A 15999-nucleotide genomic window follows, 5' to 3' on the forward strand; every position below is an offset into this window, starting at 1 on the left:
CAAAAAAATTAGGTGGAGACCCCCTCCGCCTAATTCTCCGATGCTTGTCTTTGGTTGAAAGCGTTTTGCTATAAAACTATTTTAAACCTTTTTCTATGAATAAAGTACCCCGCCAATAAAAGTTACAGTATTTACACCATGATTATATTTCAGTCCATGGTGCTTCATCAGAGCCATAACATCTATACCGTGAGCTTCACAGGAAATAATAGCATCCTCCGGTCTTCTGCATTTTTCTCCATCTATATAAGCACACTTCTCACAGAGTCTACATCCCCCTGCCCCCAGCATCATAAAATCATCACCAACACCAATATCCTTCTTAAGCTTTAGCAATCTATCACTAAAATCCTTTCCACCAGCCATCATACCCTTCAGATCAAAACTGCTTTTTAATTCATAAACATCGTATACAATGATAAATTTCGTATACTTTCTGATCCGTTTTTCCCCTTCTTCCAAAGAACCTACTGCCGGAGGACAGGTCCAGTTTTTGTTGTAACTTCCGCACTGATTTTTTTCACATAGTTTTCTCATTTCTTCTTTGATTTGTATTGATTCAACAGGTATTTCCTTGTTCTCTGGAAAAAAACGATCTACCTTTGACTGTATTCCTTCCATCTCCACCACTCCCTAAAGTATATTTAATATTGTCAAAATATCATAATTCTATATTAACACTTTTGGGGAGCATATGAAAATGTTATAGTCCTTTATCCGCTTATTCTCTCTTGGGTGTTTATATCAAAAAAATGAACCTTTTCCATATCAAACTTCAGTTGAATTTTTTCGTTTTCCCCAGCAGAAAAGCTATTTTTCACCTCAATTGCTGCTATGATAGGGGTAGCATTAACGCTGCAGTGAAGATGAAGCTGAGAACCTAAAAATTCTTTCACTTCAATCAATGCCTCTACACTTTCATAGAATTTATCCTGATTGGTGTTTACTGTCAGGTGAATATCTTCTGGTCTAATACCCAAAATAATTTTTTTATCATTATAATTCTTTAGCCCTTCTTGATGAACTGCATAAATAGCTAGTTGTTGCTGTCCAAGTATCAAGCGATTCTTTTCTAATCTTCCCTCTATAAAATTCATAGGGGGGGAACCAATAAACCCTCCGACAAACATATTTGCTGGATAATCATATACTTCACTTGGCTTACCGATCTGCTGTACAACCCCCTCCTTCATAATGACAATTCTATCCGCCATTGTCATAGCCTCCACCTGATCATGGGTAACATAGACAAATGTTGTTTCTAATTTTTTGTGAAGTTTACTGATTTCAGTACGCATTTGTGCCCTTAATTTAGCATCCAAATTAGAAAGAGGTTCGTCCATCAAAAACACCTTCGGTTCCCTAACAATAGCACGCCCCAGTGCCACCCGTTGTCTCTGTCCCCCTGATAATTCTTTAGGTTTTCTATGAAGATAGTTTTCTATATCTAAAATAACAGCAGCTTGTTTAACCCTTCTCTTTATCTCTTCTTTGTTATATTTTTTAAGCTTAAGACCAAAAGCCATATTATCATATACATTCATGTGAGGATATAGGGCATAATTTTGAAACACCATAGCTATATCTCTCTCCTTAGGAGGCTGGTCATTTACTTTTTGATCCCCTATATATAAACTTCCTTCAGAGATACTTTCTAAGCCAGCAATCATTCTCAAAGTTGTGGACTTACCACAACCAGAGGGACCTACCAAAACGATGAACTCTTTTTCAGAAATCTGTAGATTAAAATTATCAACAGCAATTACATCATTGCTGTAACGCTTATAAATATTTTCTAGTTTAATAGCAGACAATGTGACTTCCTCCTATCCATTCTCTAAAAATTCATTACATGCAACTCTTTTAAATATTGTACTGACCTTTATTATTTAATTCCTGACTGCATAAAACTGCTGATAAACTGTCTCTGGAAAACAAAGAAGGCTAAAAGCAGTGGAAAAATTACCAAGAAGGTAGCGGCAGTTACCTCCGCCCATTGTGCACCAGTTTCAAAAGATTGGGCAAAGATAGCTAAACCTACAGTTAATGGCCTGTTTTCAACAGAATTCGTTACAATAAGAGGCCATAAAAAATTATTCCAATGATGGCTGACGGAGACTAAGCCAAAAGCAATATAAGTCGGTTTTGCTAAGGGCACGTAAATGTGCCAAATCCTTTGTACTAGGTTGCATCCATCTAGTTTTGCTGCTTCTTCTAATTCATAAGGTATGCTTTTAAAGGTTTGTCTCAGTAGAAAAATACCAAAGGCTGTTGCAAAGTAAGGAAGCATAATCCCTAGCTTCGTATCCAACAAAGAAAGTCCTGCTAATACTCGATAGTTTGGAAAAATCAATATATCTGTAGGAATCATTAACTGAATCAAAACCAACATAAATACAATATCTTTACCTCTAAATTCTAGTCTAGCAAAGGCATAGGCCGCTAAGGTAGCCGTCACTATCTGTATCCCTAAAATTCCAAATACGATGATAAAGGTATTCACATAGTACTGAAGGAAGGGAGCCGCCCCCCACGCACCGATAAAGTTGTCTAATGTAAAAGCTATGTGAAAGTTCAAAGTAGTAGCTAAGTGCTTTGGTTGAAAGGCAGTGACAACCATCCACAACAGTGGTATCACCCATACCAAAGCTAAAAAATATATAGCAAAATTCATCATTCTACGCAATGTCCTCACCCTAACTGTAATATATTTTTTTATCTAGCCCAAAGAATTGAATAGAAGCAATGATCACCATAATTACTAGCATAATTACTGTTAACGCTGATGCCACCCCTTGGTCCCAAAACTTAAAGGCTGTTTCGTATATATAATAAAGCAAAAGATTGCTGGCATTATTGGGTCCTCCTTGTGTCATAATCACAAGATGATCCACAAGCTTAAAGGAATTTGTTAGGGCAATGATAAAAATAAATAAAGTTGTTGGCATCAATAGGGGGAAGGTAATTTTTCTAAATACTGTTATAGAAGAAGCCCCATCTATCTCAGTTGCTTCATATAGTTCTCTAGAGATATTTTGCAATCCTGCTAGATAAAAAATCATAAAAAAACCCGATTCCTTCCATATCACCATGATAATCATAGCCCACATAACGATATTGGGATTTCCTAACCAATTGACTCTTCCCATGCCTGCCCAAGAAAGAATATGGTTCAATAGTCCATACTCAGGTGTATAAATAAAGAGCCATATATTTGCAATAGCAATCATGGGAATAACAGTGGGATAGAAAAAAAAGGTTCTTAGCCAGCTGCGACCAACCATCGCTTTATTTAGTACTAAAGCCATCAACATACCCATTCCCATGCTAATGGGAATAGTACCAGCAGCAAACCATATGTTATTTTTCAGTACCTTCCAAAACACTTCATCCTCCAACATCCCTCTAAAATTTCCTAATCCCATATAAATCCCCTGGGGGGTTCCTAAGTCCAATCGAAAGAAGCTTAAATGCAGGGTTTTAATAATAGGGTAAAAGGTAAAGAGGGTGATGAAGATAAGAGATGGAAAAAGTAGTACCCAAGCATAAAAGTTCCTTTGAAAGCTATTGTTTTTCCATATTTTTCTCATCTCAATCACCTTTCTAACTATTTATTTAAAGGGAGCCAAAATTCCCTCCGCTTCTTTTTGTGCTCTTTCTAATGCGGCAGCAGCTGTTAAATCTCCTACAATAGCGGCTTGAAGATGGTCATTAATTGCTTTATATACACGTCCATTATTATGGGTAGATAATTCAGCAGAAGCATATTCTAGCTGGTCTCTGGCTACAGCAGCCTGAGGGAAGTTAGCTACGTAATCCTTCATAATAGCTGTCTCATAGGAAGAAGCTCTTGCTGCTACATATCCTGTATCAATACTCCATTGTGCTGCTCTTTCTGGTTCTGTTACCCATTTTATAAACTTCCACGCCGCCTCTTGTTTTTCTTGAGGTACATCTTTGAAGATATAGAAGTTTCCACCTCCAGTAGGACTACCATATTGTTTACCTGCTGGCATATAGGCCACACCAAATTCAAAACCTGCATTATTTTTAACATTGGTTAAATTTCCTGTTGTATGATACATCATAGCACTTTTTTCTTCAATAAAGTTGGAGGGTACTGTAGCCCACTCTATAATATCTTTAGGCATTACACCATGTTTATGGGCTAAATCTATCCACAACTGAAGTGCTTCCACATTTTCTGGTGTATCAAAGAAAACTGCTTTGCCATCATCATTCATTAAGTTTTTGCCATTTTGCAAGGCAAAACCTTGAAATAACCAGTAAGGAAAACCAGAGCTAGGAATTTCAACCCCCCATCTTGCTGCTTCACCATTGTTTCCCTTTACTGTCAACTTCTTAGCATAAGCTATTAATTCCTCCCAATTTTTAGGTGGTGCTTCAGGGTCTAGACCTGCTTCTCTAAAGGCTTCTTTATTGTAATAAAGAACAATGGTACTTCTCTGAAAGGGGATACTCCAGGTTTTTCCTCCAGTTTGAGAGTTTTCTAAAAAGGCAGGATAAAAATCCTCAATATATTCCTTACCACCATCCTGAGCAATTAATTCATCTAAAGGAATGATTGCATCCATATCCAATAAAGTATATAGCTCTGTTGCTGATAGTACCGCTAGTTCTGGAGCATTGTTACCTTGAATGGCTGTTTGAGCCTTCACCATTGTCTCTGCATAGCTTCCTGTGTAGACAGGGGTCACCTTAATATCAGGATTTTCTGTCATAAAATCTTCTGCCATTTTTTCAATAACACTTGTAAGAGCCCCGCCTACAGCAATTGGATAATAAAAGGTAATCTCTATAGGATCTCCTTCCTTGGTGCTGGTTGGATTCCCGCCTTCACTTGATGCACAACCTACTAACAGTACCATTGCTACCAATAGCAAAATTGCTTTTTTCCATGTTTTTTTCATTTTTATTCCCCTTTCTTTTTTAGGACTTTCTTTTCAACAAACCATGTTTCAAATGCACTTAAAGAAACCGCCACTGCACCAGAAATAAATGCTTCTTTTATTTCATCCCTGCTTTTTATTAATCCTCCAGCAACAATCGGTAAATCAGTGGACTTCTTTAATTCTTTTATAATTCTGGGCATAAGTCCAGGCATTGCCTCTATTGCATCTGGTTTACTGCTCTTTACATTTTTAATCCCTGATAATAAAGCATTGCTATCAATAATGAACAAACGCTGTATTGTTAATAAACTGTGTTTTTTAGCGTGCTGTATTACTTGTCCACGGGTACTAATGATTCCTTCAGGTTTTAGTACTTCTGCTACATACTGTAATCCCTTACTGTCTGTTGCTAAACCCTGTATAAAATCAACGTGTAAAAAGACCTTTTTATCTACTGATTGTATTTCTTCAATGCTATTCTTTAGTGTTAAGATATCTCCATGCATTAAAAAAATTGTTTTAATACTAGAGATATTTAATGCTGTTTTAAGAATCTCCTCATTATGAACAGATGCAATCACTTCTTCCTGCTGAAACATCCTAGCCCCTCCTTTACTACCTACTGCTATTAACATAAGGTATATATTTAATGCTTGGAAACGAGTAGGTTGCATCGATTTGTATTGATGGACTTAAAAACTCATTAATGCCGGACTTTAAAAACAAAGTATCCATACCCATTTCCCTACCCATTCTCATATCGGTGAAGGGAGAATCTCCAATAAATAAACACTGGCTTAAAGGACATCTTAATTTATCCTGGATGGCTTTTTGCATCCAATAGGTTGGTTTTCCTATCACAGTAGCCTCCTGTCCTGTGCATTCTTCATAAATCCCCCCTAGAGAGCCGCTGTCAATGATTCTACCTGTCTTAATAGGACAAAAAAGATCGGGATTCATCACAAGTAATTTCGCCCCTCTATCTAAACTCTGTAATCCTGCTACTAACTCCAAGTAAGTTAGTTTTGTGTACATTCCTAAGAGTACATAGGTGTAATTTCGTGTTTTATTAAAATCCTTACTATGTATGATGTCCCACCCCAAATCAGTCAGCTTTGTCACCACTTTAGGATGGATAATTCCCAATACAGATATAGGTTTTTTTTCTTGTTTAAAATAGATATTTGCAGCATCAATAGGCGTGATAATCTCTTTTTCTTCTACATAAACCCCCAAACGATTTAGCTTTTTAGTTAGCATAGCTTGTGTGTATAAGGGCGTGTTTGTAGCAAACAGTATTTGCTTCTTGCCTTCTCTTAAATGCTTTAAATAATCAATAGCACCTTCTAAAACTTTGTTTTGTTTAATCAATGTACCATCAATATCAAAAATATAAGTACTGTAGTCCTTCATTTTGCCTCCTCCAATAAAAAAGCAACCATGTTCCAAAGAGTATACTAAGTAAAATGAATTATTTCTAGTTCATTTGAATGTACAACTCTTCCTACAGGTTACTCCATTTTCTCCAACCTTTAAGAAATAGTTCAATGTTGAATATTTTTTTAATTGTTGTTGCATCTTAAGTTTACTATGGAGATGTTAATTGCATATTAGTAGAAGGTTAACAGCATGTAAATTTTTAAATACTGTGGGAACTAGCTTTTCTCTGCAAAACATAGAAAAACCTACTGTTTATACAGTAGGCATCAACTTTAGCTATACTTTTCAACCCTTCATAATTACACATATCTCAGATAAGTTTTCAACATTTCATAGATAATTTTAATGTTTCCTTTAAACAAAAGAGAGAATTCCACTGCAAACAGGTAACCACATTCACTACATAAACCTTCAATCTCTACACATCTGCCACATGTATATCTTTTGCTGTCCTCTGATACAATACATTGAAAACAAGGTCTATCCCACTGATTCTTTAAATATGCCTCCAGAGAGCTATATAAATTAAAAATTGGCAGCTGGCTTTTTATCATGGTTTTTATCTTAGCCACAACCTCCTTCTTTTCTTCCCTATCCAGACTAAGGTCTTCTGTTCCTTCATAGGGGGTATGGAAATTGAAGGAGATACTATTGATTTTAGGATGCTCTTTTGCTAACGCCGCCACTTCCTCTACCTCTCTGTAGTTTAGCTTATTTATTGCCATATAAATACATATATTACAGTCTTCAGTATCCTCTAACCTTTTCATGATAAGGTCATAAGTATCTCCTCTGATGAGGTCATGGGTTTTCTTTGTTCCGTCAAGACTTAAGAAGATGATATCTGCTTCAGGAATATGAAGGTCCTCTGTACCATTGGTAACGATATTGACGATATAAAAACCAATTTTCTTTGCTTCTTTAATCAAATCTCTAATATCTCTTTCCCCATCCTTCCAAAGCAAAGTTTCCCCGCCGCAAAAAAACAGAATCCTGATCCCTTCTCTATAGAAGGTCTCCATTTCTTTTTTAATATTGGCATAAGCGTACATCTTTTTATTTATATTATTTACAGAACAATGTTTACAGCTTAAATTACAATAATCTGTTAATATAATCGTCCCTAGAATAGGCTTTTTCTGTTTAAAAAGAATAGTTTTTATACCAAAGTAAGTCAAGGATAAAAAATCTCTTATCTTCATTTTGTCCCCCTGTTATATACTTATTTCTTCTATCCACGGCTCCTCCATAGATTTTTTCCATAGGTAGTTTAAATAGTGAATAGAATACTGCTTTTCCACAAAATGATAGGCATATCGCCCCCATTCTGTTAAAATCACTTGATCGCCTTCTTCCTCTGCCATTTTAAGATACTTCAGCAAATCAAATAACAATTTAAATCCCTTCTTCATGTCTTTATGAAATAATTCTCTAAACCTCTCTCCATCTATCATCCCGTCATAGCATCTCCAAAAAATCCAAAAAATCATTTTTTCCTTTTCTGTCATAAGGTTTACAATATTGATAGGCAGTCGTTCTTCCTTTAAAGCTCCTATATAAGCTTCTACGTCAAAAGTATTTAAATAAAAATAATCTCCAAAATGAGAGCTGGCCCCTGCCCCAAAGCCTACAAAACTTTCCCTTGTTACAGAGGTATATCTATTATCAGAAGACTTCCCATAGGTCCATACGGAACTCCTGTGATATCCCCATCTTTTAGAAACCTCATCAATCATCTGGAGAATTTTTCTCTCCTCCAACTCTCCAAATCTACTCAGCTTTTTTTCCTTTAGGACTTTGCTCATTGTTGTCATGGGGAAAAGAATCAAAGGATATACAGAAAGCTGGTCTATACTATAGGCGTAGGTCTTTTCTAGGTCATATTGAATGTCCTCAATCTTTTGTCCAGGTAGATTTGTCATGATGTCAATGTCAACACACTGAAAATTAAAATCCTTTATGAGAGATAAGGCCTGATCTATTTCATGAGAGGTATAGCCTCTTCCTAGAAATTGCAGCATTTCATCATTAAAGGTCTGTACTCCTACACTAATTAAGTTGACCTCCATTTCCTTCAATGTTTTTAGTAACTTTCTCTTCACTTCTGTAGGATGAACTTCTATACCTATATCTCCTTGGAAATGGTAATGAATTTTTATCCATGCAAGGATTTCCTTCAGCTCTTCTGCAAGAAGGGTGGGCGTACCCCCTCCTATATAGATAGAGGTAATTTTCTTGTCTTTAAATTTTTCTTTATATAAAACTAATTCTTTCTTAAGTGCTTCCTTGTATGCTAAAGCTATGTTTTCTTCATAAAGAACCTTATTATACGGGCAATAATGACACATGTTTTTGCAAAAGGGGATATGTATATAAATCCCTATCTCCTTCTCCATAGCATTAAAGTCTATTAACCCATCTTGATATCCTCTAAATAGAAATTTTTCTTTTTTTCCTAATACTGTTCTCCGTAAAAAACTGGTAATCATCATCTTCCCCCTGTTGTGTAGTGCCACAGATTTATAATTCCTCTAATCTTTTCTTTAGGTATTCAATTTCAAAAGAAGAACATATTCTTCTATCCTGCCTATCCAGTATTCTATAGTGCTTACTTATGATATTTTGTTGTATCCTATATTTATCGGTTTTCTCAACATCTCTCCACCATACTTTCCCTCCCAAGGTAGCCTCATAGCTGTTTTCATGGTTTGAGAAGGCTAGAGATAGGATAATATCTTGAGGGTCCCCTCCGAAGGTCATTTGAAGGACCTCACTATGCTTAAAGATAGAACATACAGCTACTGCCCCCGTCCATCCCAAAGTAGATCGTTCTTTTTCTATCTGTACTAGGGTTTTTTTCGATATGCCTATCACCTCAGCCATTTTATCCTGAGTAAAGTTTTTTTCATTTCTAATCAACTTTAACTTTGCATCTACCTTTTTAATGAACTCATCTCTATTCACTTCTTCACCTCCACAGCACATATAGTGTAATTTTACACTATATGTGTAAAATTGTAAATATACTAATGGAAAATGTCTATTCCTTTTCATCATCTTTATACTAAAAAACCCTTAGTCCAGTATCCTAGACTAAGGGAATGATCATTAAAAAAGGCTATAACAAAGCTTTTCCAAAATCTTCTATAAGATCTTCTATATCTTCCAAGCCAAGTGAAACTCTGATTAAAGTGTCTGTAATCCCAAGCCTTTCTCTTTCGGCTCTTGGAATTGCTGCATGGGACATCTGCACTGGATAAGATACAATGGTCTCAACGCCTCCTAAGCTAACCGCCACCGCTGCTATGCTGACTTTTTTCATAAAATTTTTAGCAGTTTGAAGATCTGTTGTTTTAAAGGATAGCACGGCACCTGCCCCATCCGCCTGTGAGAAGTGAAGTTTCTTGCCTGGATGATTTTCTAGTCCAGGGTAAAATACTTCCTCTACCCCTTTTTGCTCTTCAAGCCATTGTGCAAGCTGCAAGGCATTTTGCTGTTGATAATCCATTCTTACCTTCAGTGTTTTTATACCTCTTAGTAATAGCCAAGAATCCTGCGGCCCTAAAATTGCACCAAATCCATTTTGTACAAAATAAACCTTTTCAGCTATATCTTCACTTTTTACAACCACTAATCCCCCCACTACATCACTATGTCCCCCTAGGAATTTAGTAGCACTGTGAATGACGATATCTATCCCTAGTTCAATTGGCCTTTGAAGATAAGGTGACATAAAAGTATTATCTATAATCGTCAACAAACCATGCTCTTTTGCAATTTTCACAGCACCTCTTATATCTGTGATTTTTAACAAAGGATTAGAGGGGCTTTCTAAAAAAATAGCCTTCGTATTTTCTTTAATATTTTTTCTTATATTCTCTAAATCACCAGCATTAACAAAAGTTACCTCCACAGCAAAGCGACTAAAAAACTTACTGGTAATCCGATGGGTTCCCCCATAAACATCTTCGCATACGACAATATGATCTCCTGATGAAAAAATAGAAAGTACAGATGAAGTAGCTGCCATGCCAGAAGAAAAGGCAAAACCTCTAAATCCTCCTTCTAATTTTGCAATGGTTTCTTCCAGGGCTTTACGGGTAGGATTTTCTGATCTAGAATAATTGAATTCCCCTGGATTGTCTATATCGGACTGATGAAAAGTTGATACCTGATAAATTGGAATACTCAAAGCCCCTGTATGTTTATCAATTTCATTTCCATTATGGATAAGTTTTGTTCCTATTTTCATATTTTATTCCTCCCCTTTTATGGCTTGTTCAAGATCATTGATTAAGTCATTGACATCTTCGATCCCTACTGATAATCTTAATAATCCTTCATCAATACCAAGTCCTTTCCGAATTTCCTCAGGAATCGAAGCATGGGTCTGGGTGATGGGATAAGTGATAAGACTTTCTACACCCCCAAGACTTTCTGCAAAGGAAATCACCTTCACATTTTTCAAAATTTTCTCCGCCAACGCAGCCTTCTTTACTACAAAGGAAATCATTGCTCCAAAACCTGTAGCTTGCTTTTGGGACACTGCATATCCTTCATGATCCTGTAGACCGACGTAATAGACCTTCTCTACTTGCTCTTTTCCCCTCAGCCAATTTGCAATTTTTATAGCATTTTCCTGCTGTTTTTCCATTCTAATGCCAAGGGTTTTTATGCCCCTAAGGATGAGCCAACAGTCAAAGGGTGCTAAAACTGCACCAATGGTCTTATGCAAAAGTTCAATTTTTTCCTTCATTTTCTCCTCTTTTACCACCACAAATCCCGCTAGCGTATCATTGTGCCCTCCAAGATATTTTGTTCCGCTATGAAGGACAATATCAGCACCCAGTGCTAAGGGCCGCTGGAAATAGGGGGTTAAGAAGGTATTATCCACAATAAACACGATATTGTTAGTTTTTGCAAATTTGCTGAAGGCTTCAATATCCGTTACCTTCATCATAGGATTAGAAGGCGTTTCAATAAAAATACCTCTTGTATTACTTTTCACACTTTGATAAACATTTTCTATGTTTCTAGTATCTATATAAGAAAATTCCATACCGTTTTTTTTACATATCTCTTCAAATAATCTATAGGTTCCCCCGTATAAATCATCTGAAACAATGATATGATCTCCTGAGGAAAAAAGATGAAATACCGTGGCTATAGCAGCCATACCGGTGGAAAAAGCAAAGCCCGCTGTCCCACCTTCAAGAGCAGCAATGGTGTTTTCAAGTTCCTCCCTAGTAGGGTTTTGAACTCTTGAATAATCATATCCTGTAGATTCATTAACCGCTGGATGTTTAAAGGTAGCACTTTGATAAATAGGGAAACTAATTGCTCCCGTATGGACATCCCCTCCCTTACTGCCATGTACCAATCTTGTTTCAATATTTAAAGATTCTTTTTTCATAAAATCATCTCCTCTCATTTTTAATGACAGATGCCTTATAGCTTAACAATCTACAAAAGGTACAACTTCTTTATCTTTTGGATAACATAAAACCTTCCTGTAAGTAACAGGAAGGTCTTATATGAAGTCTTCCTCTTATCTCTCAGCTTTGCTGCAGGATTTAGCACCACTGCACATACTGTGCCGGTTGCCGGGTTTCATCGGGCCAGTCCCTCCACCACTCTAAATAAGAGTTTATTATTTATCTATGTTTTATAGTTTTATAATTTTCTATCTTTAATCATCTTCATTGAATGGTGTTAAAAAATAATCTCCTCATACATCTGATTTCTTAGAAACTTCAAAGAATACTTTTAAAGAAAAAGGAAATCATGTCTTTATATTTATTTTATAGTAAATCAATATATTTAATCGGTTTTTGTAATGATAATATATTCTAGCGAATATGTCAATAGTTTTAAAAAATATATAAAGCGAAAAAGACTGTTTAGACCCTCTTTTTTATAGGGATCAATAATCTCCGCCCGAAAAAAATAAGAAAGCCGTACAAAATACGACTTTCTTATTTTTTAAATATCCTTTGCCTCTAAATAAGCTGCTTAAATAGCTCCTTTGTTGCAGGATAAATTTTTCTAAACTTTTCATATTTTTTATTATAAAGCTGGCTATTTTCCTTATCCGGATGAATGCTTTCAGTTACTTTAATAAACTTGCAACAAGCATCTTCAACCCTATTAAAAAGTCCAAATCCAACGGAAGCTAATATTGCAGCACCATATGCAGGACCCTCATTGGTATTAAGCTTGTTTACTCTTACATTCAATACATCAGCTATGATCTCACACCAAAGTTTACTCTTTGCACCGCCGCCACTAATACTGATATCAGTGATCTCAATGCCCATTTCCTTCATAATTTCAAAGGTATCTCGTAGGGAAAATGCCACTCCCTCTAACACAGCCCGGGTCATGTGTTTTCTTTCATGGGTCATATTTATACCAATAAAGGTTCCTCTACAATTAGGATCATTATGAGGCGTTCTTTCCCCCATTAAATAGGGGAGATAAAATAAACTATCATCGATCTGTGCTTCCTCTGCTTCTTTTAATAAACCATCAAAATCCTCCGATTTATTAACTTCTTCAACCCACCACTTCAAAGATGCAGCAGCAGCAAGTGTCACTCCCATAAGGTGGTACTTTCCATTTGCATGACAGAAGGAGTGTAAACCATTATTTTCATCTACAAAAAATTCTTCGTTTGATGTAAAAACAACCCCTGAAGTTCCTAGGGATAGTGAACAGGATCCAGCGCCAACCACGCCACCACCAACAGCGGCAACCGCTTGATCCCCACCGCCAATAACAATTTTTACATCTTCATTTAATCCCAGTTCTTTTGCAAGCTCAGGCTTTATATTCCCAATCACTTCATAGGATTCGTATAGGCTTGGTAATTGTTCCTCAGAAATCCCTAAAAGCGCTAGCATTTCCGGTGACCACTTTCTGTTTTTTACATCTAAATATAGGGTACCTGATGCATCTGACATATCTGTGGCAAATACACCTGACATTTTGTAAGCGATATAATCCTTAGGTAGCATAATTTTTTTGGCGGCAGCAAAGTTTTCTGGTTCATTTTCCTTCAACCATAACACTTTTGGGGCAGTAAATCCTGTAATGGCTATATTCCCTGTCCACTCAGATACTTTATCCCGACCAATTTCCTTATTAAGGTATTCACATTCCTTCTCTGTTCTTTGGTCGTTCCAAAGAATTGCTGGTCTTACCACTTGATCATTTTCATCTAAAGTAACCATGCCATGCATTTGACCACTAAAACTAACTGCCTTCACTTCACTTTTATCTAAGCCATCTAAAAGCTCCTTGAATCCGCTTATAGACTGCCTCCACCAATCCTCTGGATTTTGTTGAGACCAAAGAGGTTTAGGAAAAGATAATGGATATTCTTTGCTAATAGATTTAACAATATTTCCATTTTCATCCGTTGCAATGATTTTTACCGATGTCGTTCCAATGTCTATACCTATAAAATACATTTTTCCCCTTCTTTCTGCTCAATGCATTTACTTAATCTTAATCACAGCTTTTACAACATCACTTGCATTACCCACAACAAAATCAAAAGCTTCCTTCGTCTGATCAAAATCAAATTCATGACTTACAATCCCTTTTACATCAATGGCACCACTTGCAATCGCATTAATGGCAACAGGATATAGGTTTCTGTAGCGGAAAACCGTCTTTAACGCTCCTTCTTTACTCATAAGCTTCATAAAGTTAAAGGCTGTTTCATCTTTAGGTGTCATGCCTACTAAAACAATGGTTCCGCCGATTTTCAGCACATCTACTGTATGTTTTACAGTAGCCTCAGCACCTGCAGTCTCAATCACAACATCGGCACCTTTGCCGCCCGTTAACTCCTCTATTTTCTTTAAAACATCAACCTCTCTTGCATTGATGATATCTGTTGCACCGATTTTTTTTGCAACTTCAAGTCTATTTTCTAGTATATCCACAACAATAATTTTAGAAGCACCTTTTGCTTTACAGGAAAGCAAACTCACAAGACCAATACACCCTGTCCCAAAAATCACAACAGTATCTCCTAGCTTTACACCACCTTGAGCAGATGCATGTAGCCCAACCGCCAATGGTTCTACTAAAGCCCCTTCTACATTGGATACATTTTCTGGCAATTTAAAGCACATATCTTCAGGATGGGCAACATAGTTAGTAAATACACCATGATAAGGAGGTGTAGCAAAAAATTCTACCTCTGGACAAAGGTTGTATTTCCCACCTTTGCAAAACTCACATTTTCCGCAGGTCTTACCTGGTTCAAGGGCAACGCGATCACCTACCACAAGATTTTTTACATCCTTACCTACTTCAACAACTTCTCCAGCACATTCATGTCCTAGAATAAAATCACCCTCAACAACAAAGTCACCTATTCTTCCATGTTGATAATAATGAACATCCGATCCACATATGCCAACTGCATCTACCTTGATAAGCACCTCATGATCCTTTACTTCAGGCATTGGAACTTCTCTTGTAATCATATTATTTGTACCTTGCATAAAAACAGCTTTGTTGTTCATTTTCCCAGCCTCCATATTTTTTAGTCTTATATTAAAATTGGTACGCGTACTATTGCTAGCCGCGCACCAAAGGTTTTACTTCATACCTGCTATCTTATAGCTCCTGCCTTTTTGTGCATTTCAATGTACTGCTCAACATTGTCACTATTGATTAAAGGACAGTCGATATCAATATCAATTTGTGTTTCAACACCAGTTAAAAGTTTATTAGCAGTGTCTAGAAGAGCTGCCGCAAGATCATAGGCACTTTGTAAGCTTGTAGAAGTCATTAAGCCTTCTTGGATTAATAAAACAGCTTCAGCAGTTCCATCAACCCCATAAGATAAGATTCCGTCAAATCTTGAATCATCTTTAACAACTTCTAATGCACCAGCAGCCATGTTATCATTCATAGCAATAATTGCATCAATTTTACTGTTTGCTTGTACCCATGTTTCCATATAGTTCATCGCTTCATCTTTGTTCCAGTTAGCAATTTCTTCTCCAACGATTTTCACGTCAGGACGTTTTGCAAAGAACTCTTTTTCCCAGCTTTCACGTCTTGCATCAGCATGGAAGTTTCCTGGAGGTCCTTTTAATACAACTACATTTGCACCTTGAGGAATTTGCTCAAGTGCAACAACAGCATTCACTTTAGCTTGCTCATATGGATCAGCATCTACAGAAGATGCTCCCTGAATACCATCAATTCTAGCATTAGTAGTAATGGTGATAATTCCTGCTGCAACCGCTTTTTCAGCATATGGTCTTTGAGCCTCACCATTGTTTGGTTGAATAATGATTGCATCATACTTGTTTGTAATAGCATTTTCAATTAACGCATTTTGTGTAGAATCAGAAGCTTGACCGTCAAGTACATCTATAACAATATTGTCATATTTGTCAGCTTCTTCTGACACTGCATTTGCAAGCCATGCTGCAAAGGAGTCCGCCTGTGCCCTTGCTATATAAGCAACTCTAAAAGGCTTATCTCCAGCTTCTGCTTCACCACCTGCTGGTTCTTCATTTGTAGCAGGCTTTGCACATCCTACTAAAATAGACATCATTAATGTAACTACTAATAAAACTGCTAACCATTTTTTCATTTTATTTCCCCCCTCAGTTTT

Annotated in this window: 15 protein-coding genes and 1 riboswitch; all 15 genes read right to left on the reverse strand. The window is 36.6% G+C overall.

From position 1 onward, the window contains the following. Positions 1-93: 93 nt before the first annotated feature. The gene (locus BJL90_RS18455; protein WP_070971560.1) at positions 94-621 is read right to left on the reverse strand and encodes a DUF2284 domain-containing protein; all 528 of its coding nucleotides are present in this window, start codon (positions 619-621) and stop codon (positions 94-96) included. Positions 622-713: 92 nt separating this feature from the next. Beyond that, complete coding sequence (locus tag BJL90_RS18460; protein WP_070971563.1) at positions 714-1814, reverse strand: ABC transporter ATP-binding protein; 1101 nt, start codon at positions 1812-1814, stop codon at positions 714-716. A gap of 71 nt (positions 1815-1885) precedes the next feature. Then, positions 1886-2677 carry a carbohydrate ABC transporter permease gene (locus tag BJL90_RS18465; RefSeq protein ID WP_070973403.1) on the reverse strand — a complete coding sequence of 264 codons (792 nt, stop codon included), beginning with the start codon at positions 2675-2677 and terminating at the stop codon, positions 1886-1888. A gap of 19 nt (positions 2678-2696) precedes the next feature. Beyond that, on the reverse strand, positions 2697-3425 hold the full coding sequence (locus BJL90_RS18470) for a carbohydrate ABC transporter permease (RefSeq protein ID WP_205684248.1): 729 nt from the start codon (positions 3423-3425) through the stop codon (positions 2697-2699). A gap of 186 nt (positions 3426-3611) precedes the next feature. Next, complete coding sequence (locus BJL90_RS18475; RefSeq protein ID WP_070971570.1) at positions 3612-4931, reverse strand: ABC transporter substrate-binding protein; 1320 nt, start codon at positions 4929-4931, stop codon at positions 3612-3614. A gap of 2 nt (positions 4932-4933) precedes the next feature. Further along, entirely contained in the window at positions 4934-5512 is a 579-nt protein-coding gene (locus tag BJL90_RS18480; RefSeq protein WP_169824242.1) for a glycerol-3-phosphate responsive antiterminator, read from the reverse strand. A gap of 16 nt (positions 5513-5528) precedes the next feature. Then, positions 5529-6326, reverse strand: coding sequence for an HAD-IIA family hydrolase (locus tag BJL90_RS18485; RefSeq protein WP_070971575.1), 798 nt, complete (start codon positions 6324-6326; stop codon positions 5529-5531). Positions 6327-6652: 326 nt separating this feature from the next. Then, positions 6653-7555, reverse strand: coding sequence for a radical SAM protein (locus tag BJL90_RS18490; protein WP_070971578.1), 903 nt, complete (start codon positions 7553-7555; stop codon positions 6653-6655). 12 nt (positions 7556-7567) lie between these two features. After that, positions 7568-8842 (reverse strand): coproporphyrinogen-III oxidase family protein, encoded by a 1275-nt coding sequence (locus BJL90_RS18495; RefSeq protein ID WP_070971582.1) that lies wholly within the window; start codon positions 8840-8842, stop codon positions 7568-7570. Positions 8843-8873: 31 nt separating this feature from the next. Beyond that, on the reverse strand, positions 8874-9317 hold the full coding sequence (locus BJL90_RS18500) for a helix-turn-helix transcriptional regulator (RefSeq protein WP_070971585.1): 444 nt from the start codon (positions 9315-9317) through the stop codon (positions 8874-8876). 154 nt (positions 9318-9471) lie between these two features. Further along, positions 9472-10605: a trans-sulfuration enzyme family protein gene (locus tag BJL90_RS18505; RefSeq protein ID WP_070971588.1), complete on the reverse strand. Its 1134-nt coding sequence runs from the start codon at positions 10603-10605 to the stop codon at positions 9472-9474. 3 nt (positions 10606-10608) lie between these two features. After that, a complete protein-coding gene (locus BJL90_RS18510; protein WP_070971591.1) occupies positions 10609-11766 on the reverse strand; it encodes a trans-sulfuration enzyme family protein in 1158 nt (385 codons plus the stop codon). Between the two features lie 132 nt (positions 11767-11898). Further along, a riboswitch (SAM riboswitch) is annotated at positions 11899-11999 on the reverse strand. A 353-nt stretch (positions 12000-12352) separates the two neighbouring features. Then, positions 12353-13825: a xylulokinase gene (xylB, locus tag BJL90_RS18515; protein WP_070971593.1), complete on the reverse strand. Its 1473-nt coding sequence runs from the start codon at positions 13823-13825 to the stop codon at positions 12353-12355. A 27-nt stretch (positions 13826-13852) separates the two neighbouring features. Further along, positions 13853-14893 (reverse strand): NAD(P)-dependent alcohol dehydrogenase, encoded by a 1041-nt coding sequence (locus BJL90_RS18520; protein WP_070971596.1) that lies wholly within the window; start codon positions 14891-14893, stop codon positions 13853-13855. 89 nt (positions 14894-14982) lie between these two features. After that, positions 14983-15978 (reverse strand): sugar ABC transporter substrate-binding protein, encoded by a 996-nt coding sequence (locus BJL90_RS18525; protein WP_070971599.1) that lies wholly within the window; start codon positions 15976-15978, stop codon positions 14983-14985. Positions 15979-15999: the final 21 nt, after the last annotated feature.

This window comes from Clostridium formicaceticum (assembly GCF_001854185.1).
Classification (GTDB): domain Bacteria; phylum Bacillota; class Clostridia; order Peptostreptococcales; family Natronincolaceae; genus Andreesenella; species Andreesenella formicacetica.

Bases quoted from the DNA above. Each gene is read 5' to 3' on its own strand.
- BJL90_RS18480 (WP_169824242.1), bottom strand. From the start codon at position 5,512: ATGTTTCAGCAGGAAGAAGTGATTGCATCTGTTCATAATGAGGAGATT.
- BJL90_RS18490 (WP_070971578.1), bottom strand. From the start codon at position 7,555: ATGAAGATAAGAGATTTTTTATCCTTGACTTACTTTGGTATAAAAACT.
- BJL90_RS18495 (WP_070971582.1), bottom strand. From the start codon at position 8,842: ATGATTACCAGTTTTTTACGGAGAACAGTATTAGGAAAAAAAGAAAAA.
- BJL90_RS18475 (WP_070971570.1), bottom strand. From the start codon at position 4,931: ATGAAAAAAACATGGAAAAAAGCAATTTTGCTATTGGTAGCAATGGTA.
- BJL90_RS18485 (WP_070971575.1), bottom strand. From the start codon at position 6,326: ATGAAGGACTACAGTACTTATATTTTTGATATTGATGGTACATTGATT.
- BJL90_RS18510 (WP_070971591.1), bottom strand. From the start codon at position 11,766: ATGAAAAAAGAATCTTTAAATATTGAAACAAGATTGGTACATGGCAGT.
- BJL90_RS18520 (WP_070971596.1), bottom strand. From the start codon at position 14,893: ATGAACAACAAAGCTGTTTTTATGCAAGGTACAAATAATATGATTACA.
- BJL90_RS18525 (WP_070971599.1), bottom strand. From the start codon at position 15,978: ATGAAAAAATGGTTAGCAGTTTTATTAGTAGTTACATTAATGATGTCT.
- BJL90_RS18505 (WP_070971588.1), bottom strand. From the start codon at position 10,605: ATGAAAATAGGAACAAAACTTATCCATAATGGAAATGAAATTGATAAA.
- xylB (WP_070971593.1), bottom strand. From the start codon at position 13,825: ATGTATTTTATAGGTATAGACATTGGAACGACATCGGTAAAAATCATT.
- BJL90_RS18465 (WP_070973403.1), bottom strand. From the start codon at position 2,677: ATGATGAATTTTGCTATATATTTTTTAGCTTTGGTATGGGTGATACCA.
- BJL90_RS18470 (WP_205684248.1), bottom strand. From the start codon at position 3,425: ATGGGATTAGGAAATTTTAGAGGGATGTTGGAGGATGAAGTGTTTTGG.
- BJL90_RS18455 (WP_070971560.1), bottom strand. From the start codon at position 621: ATGGAAGGAATACAGTCAAAGGTAGATCGTTTTTTTCCAGAGAACAAG.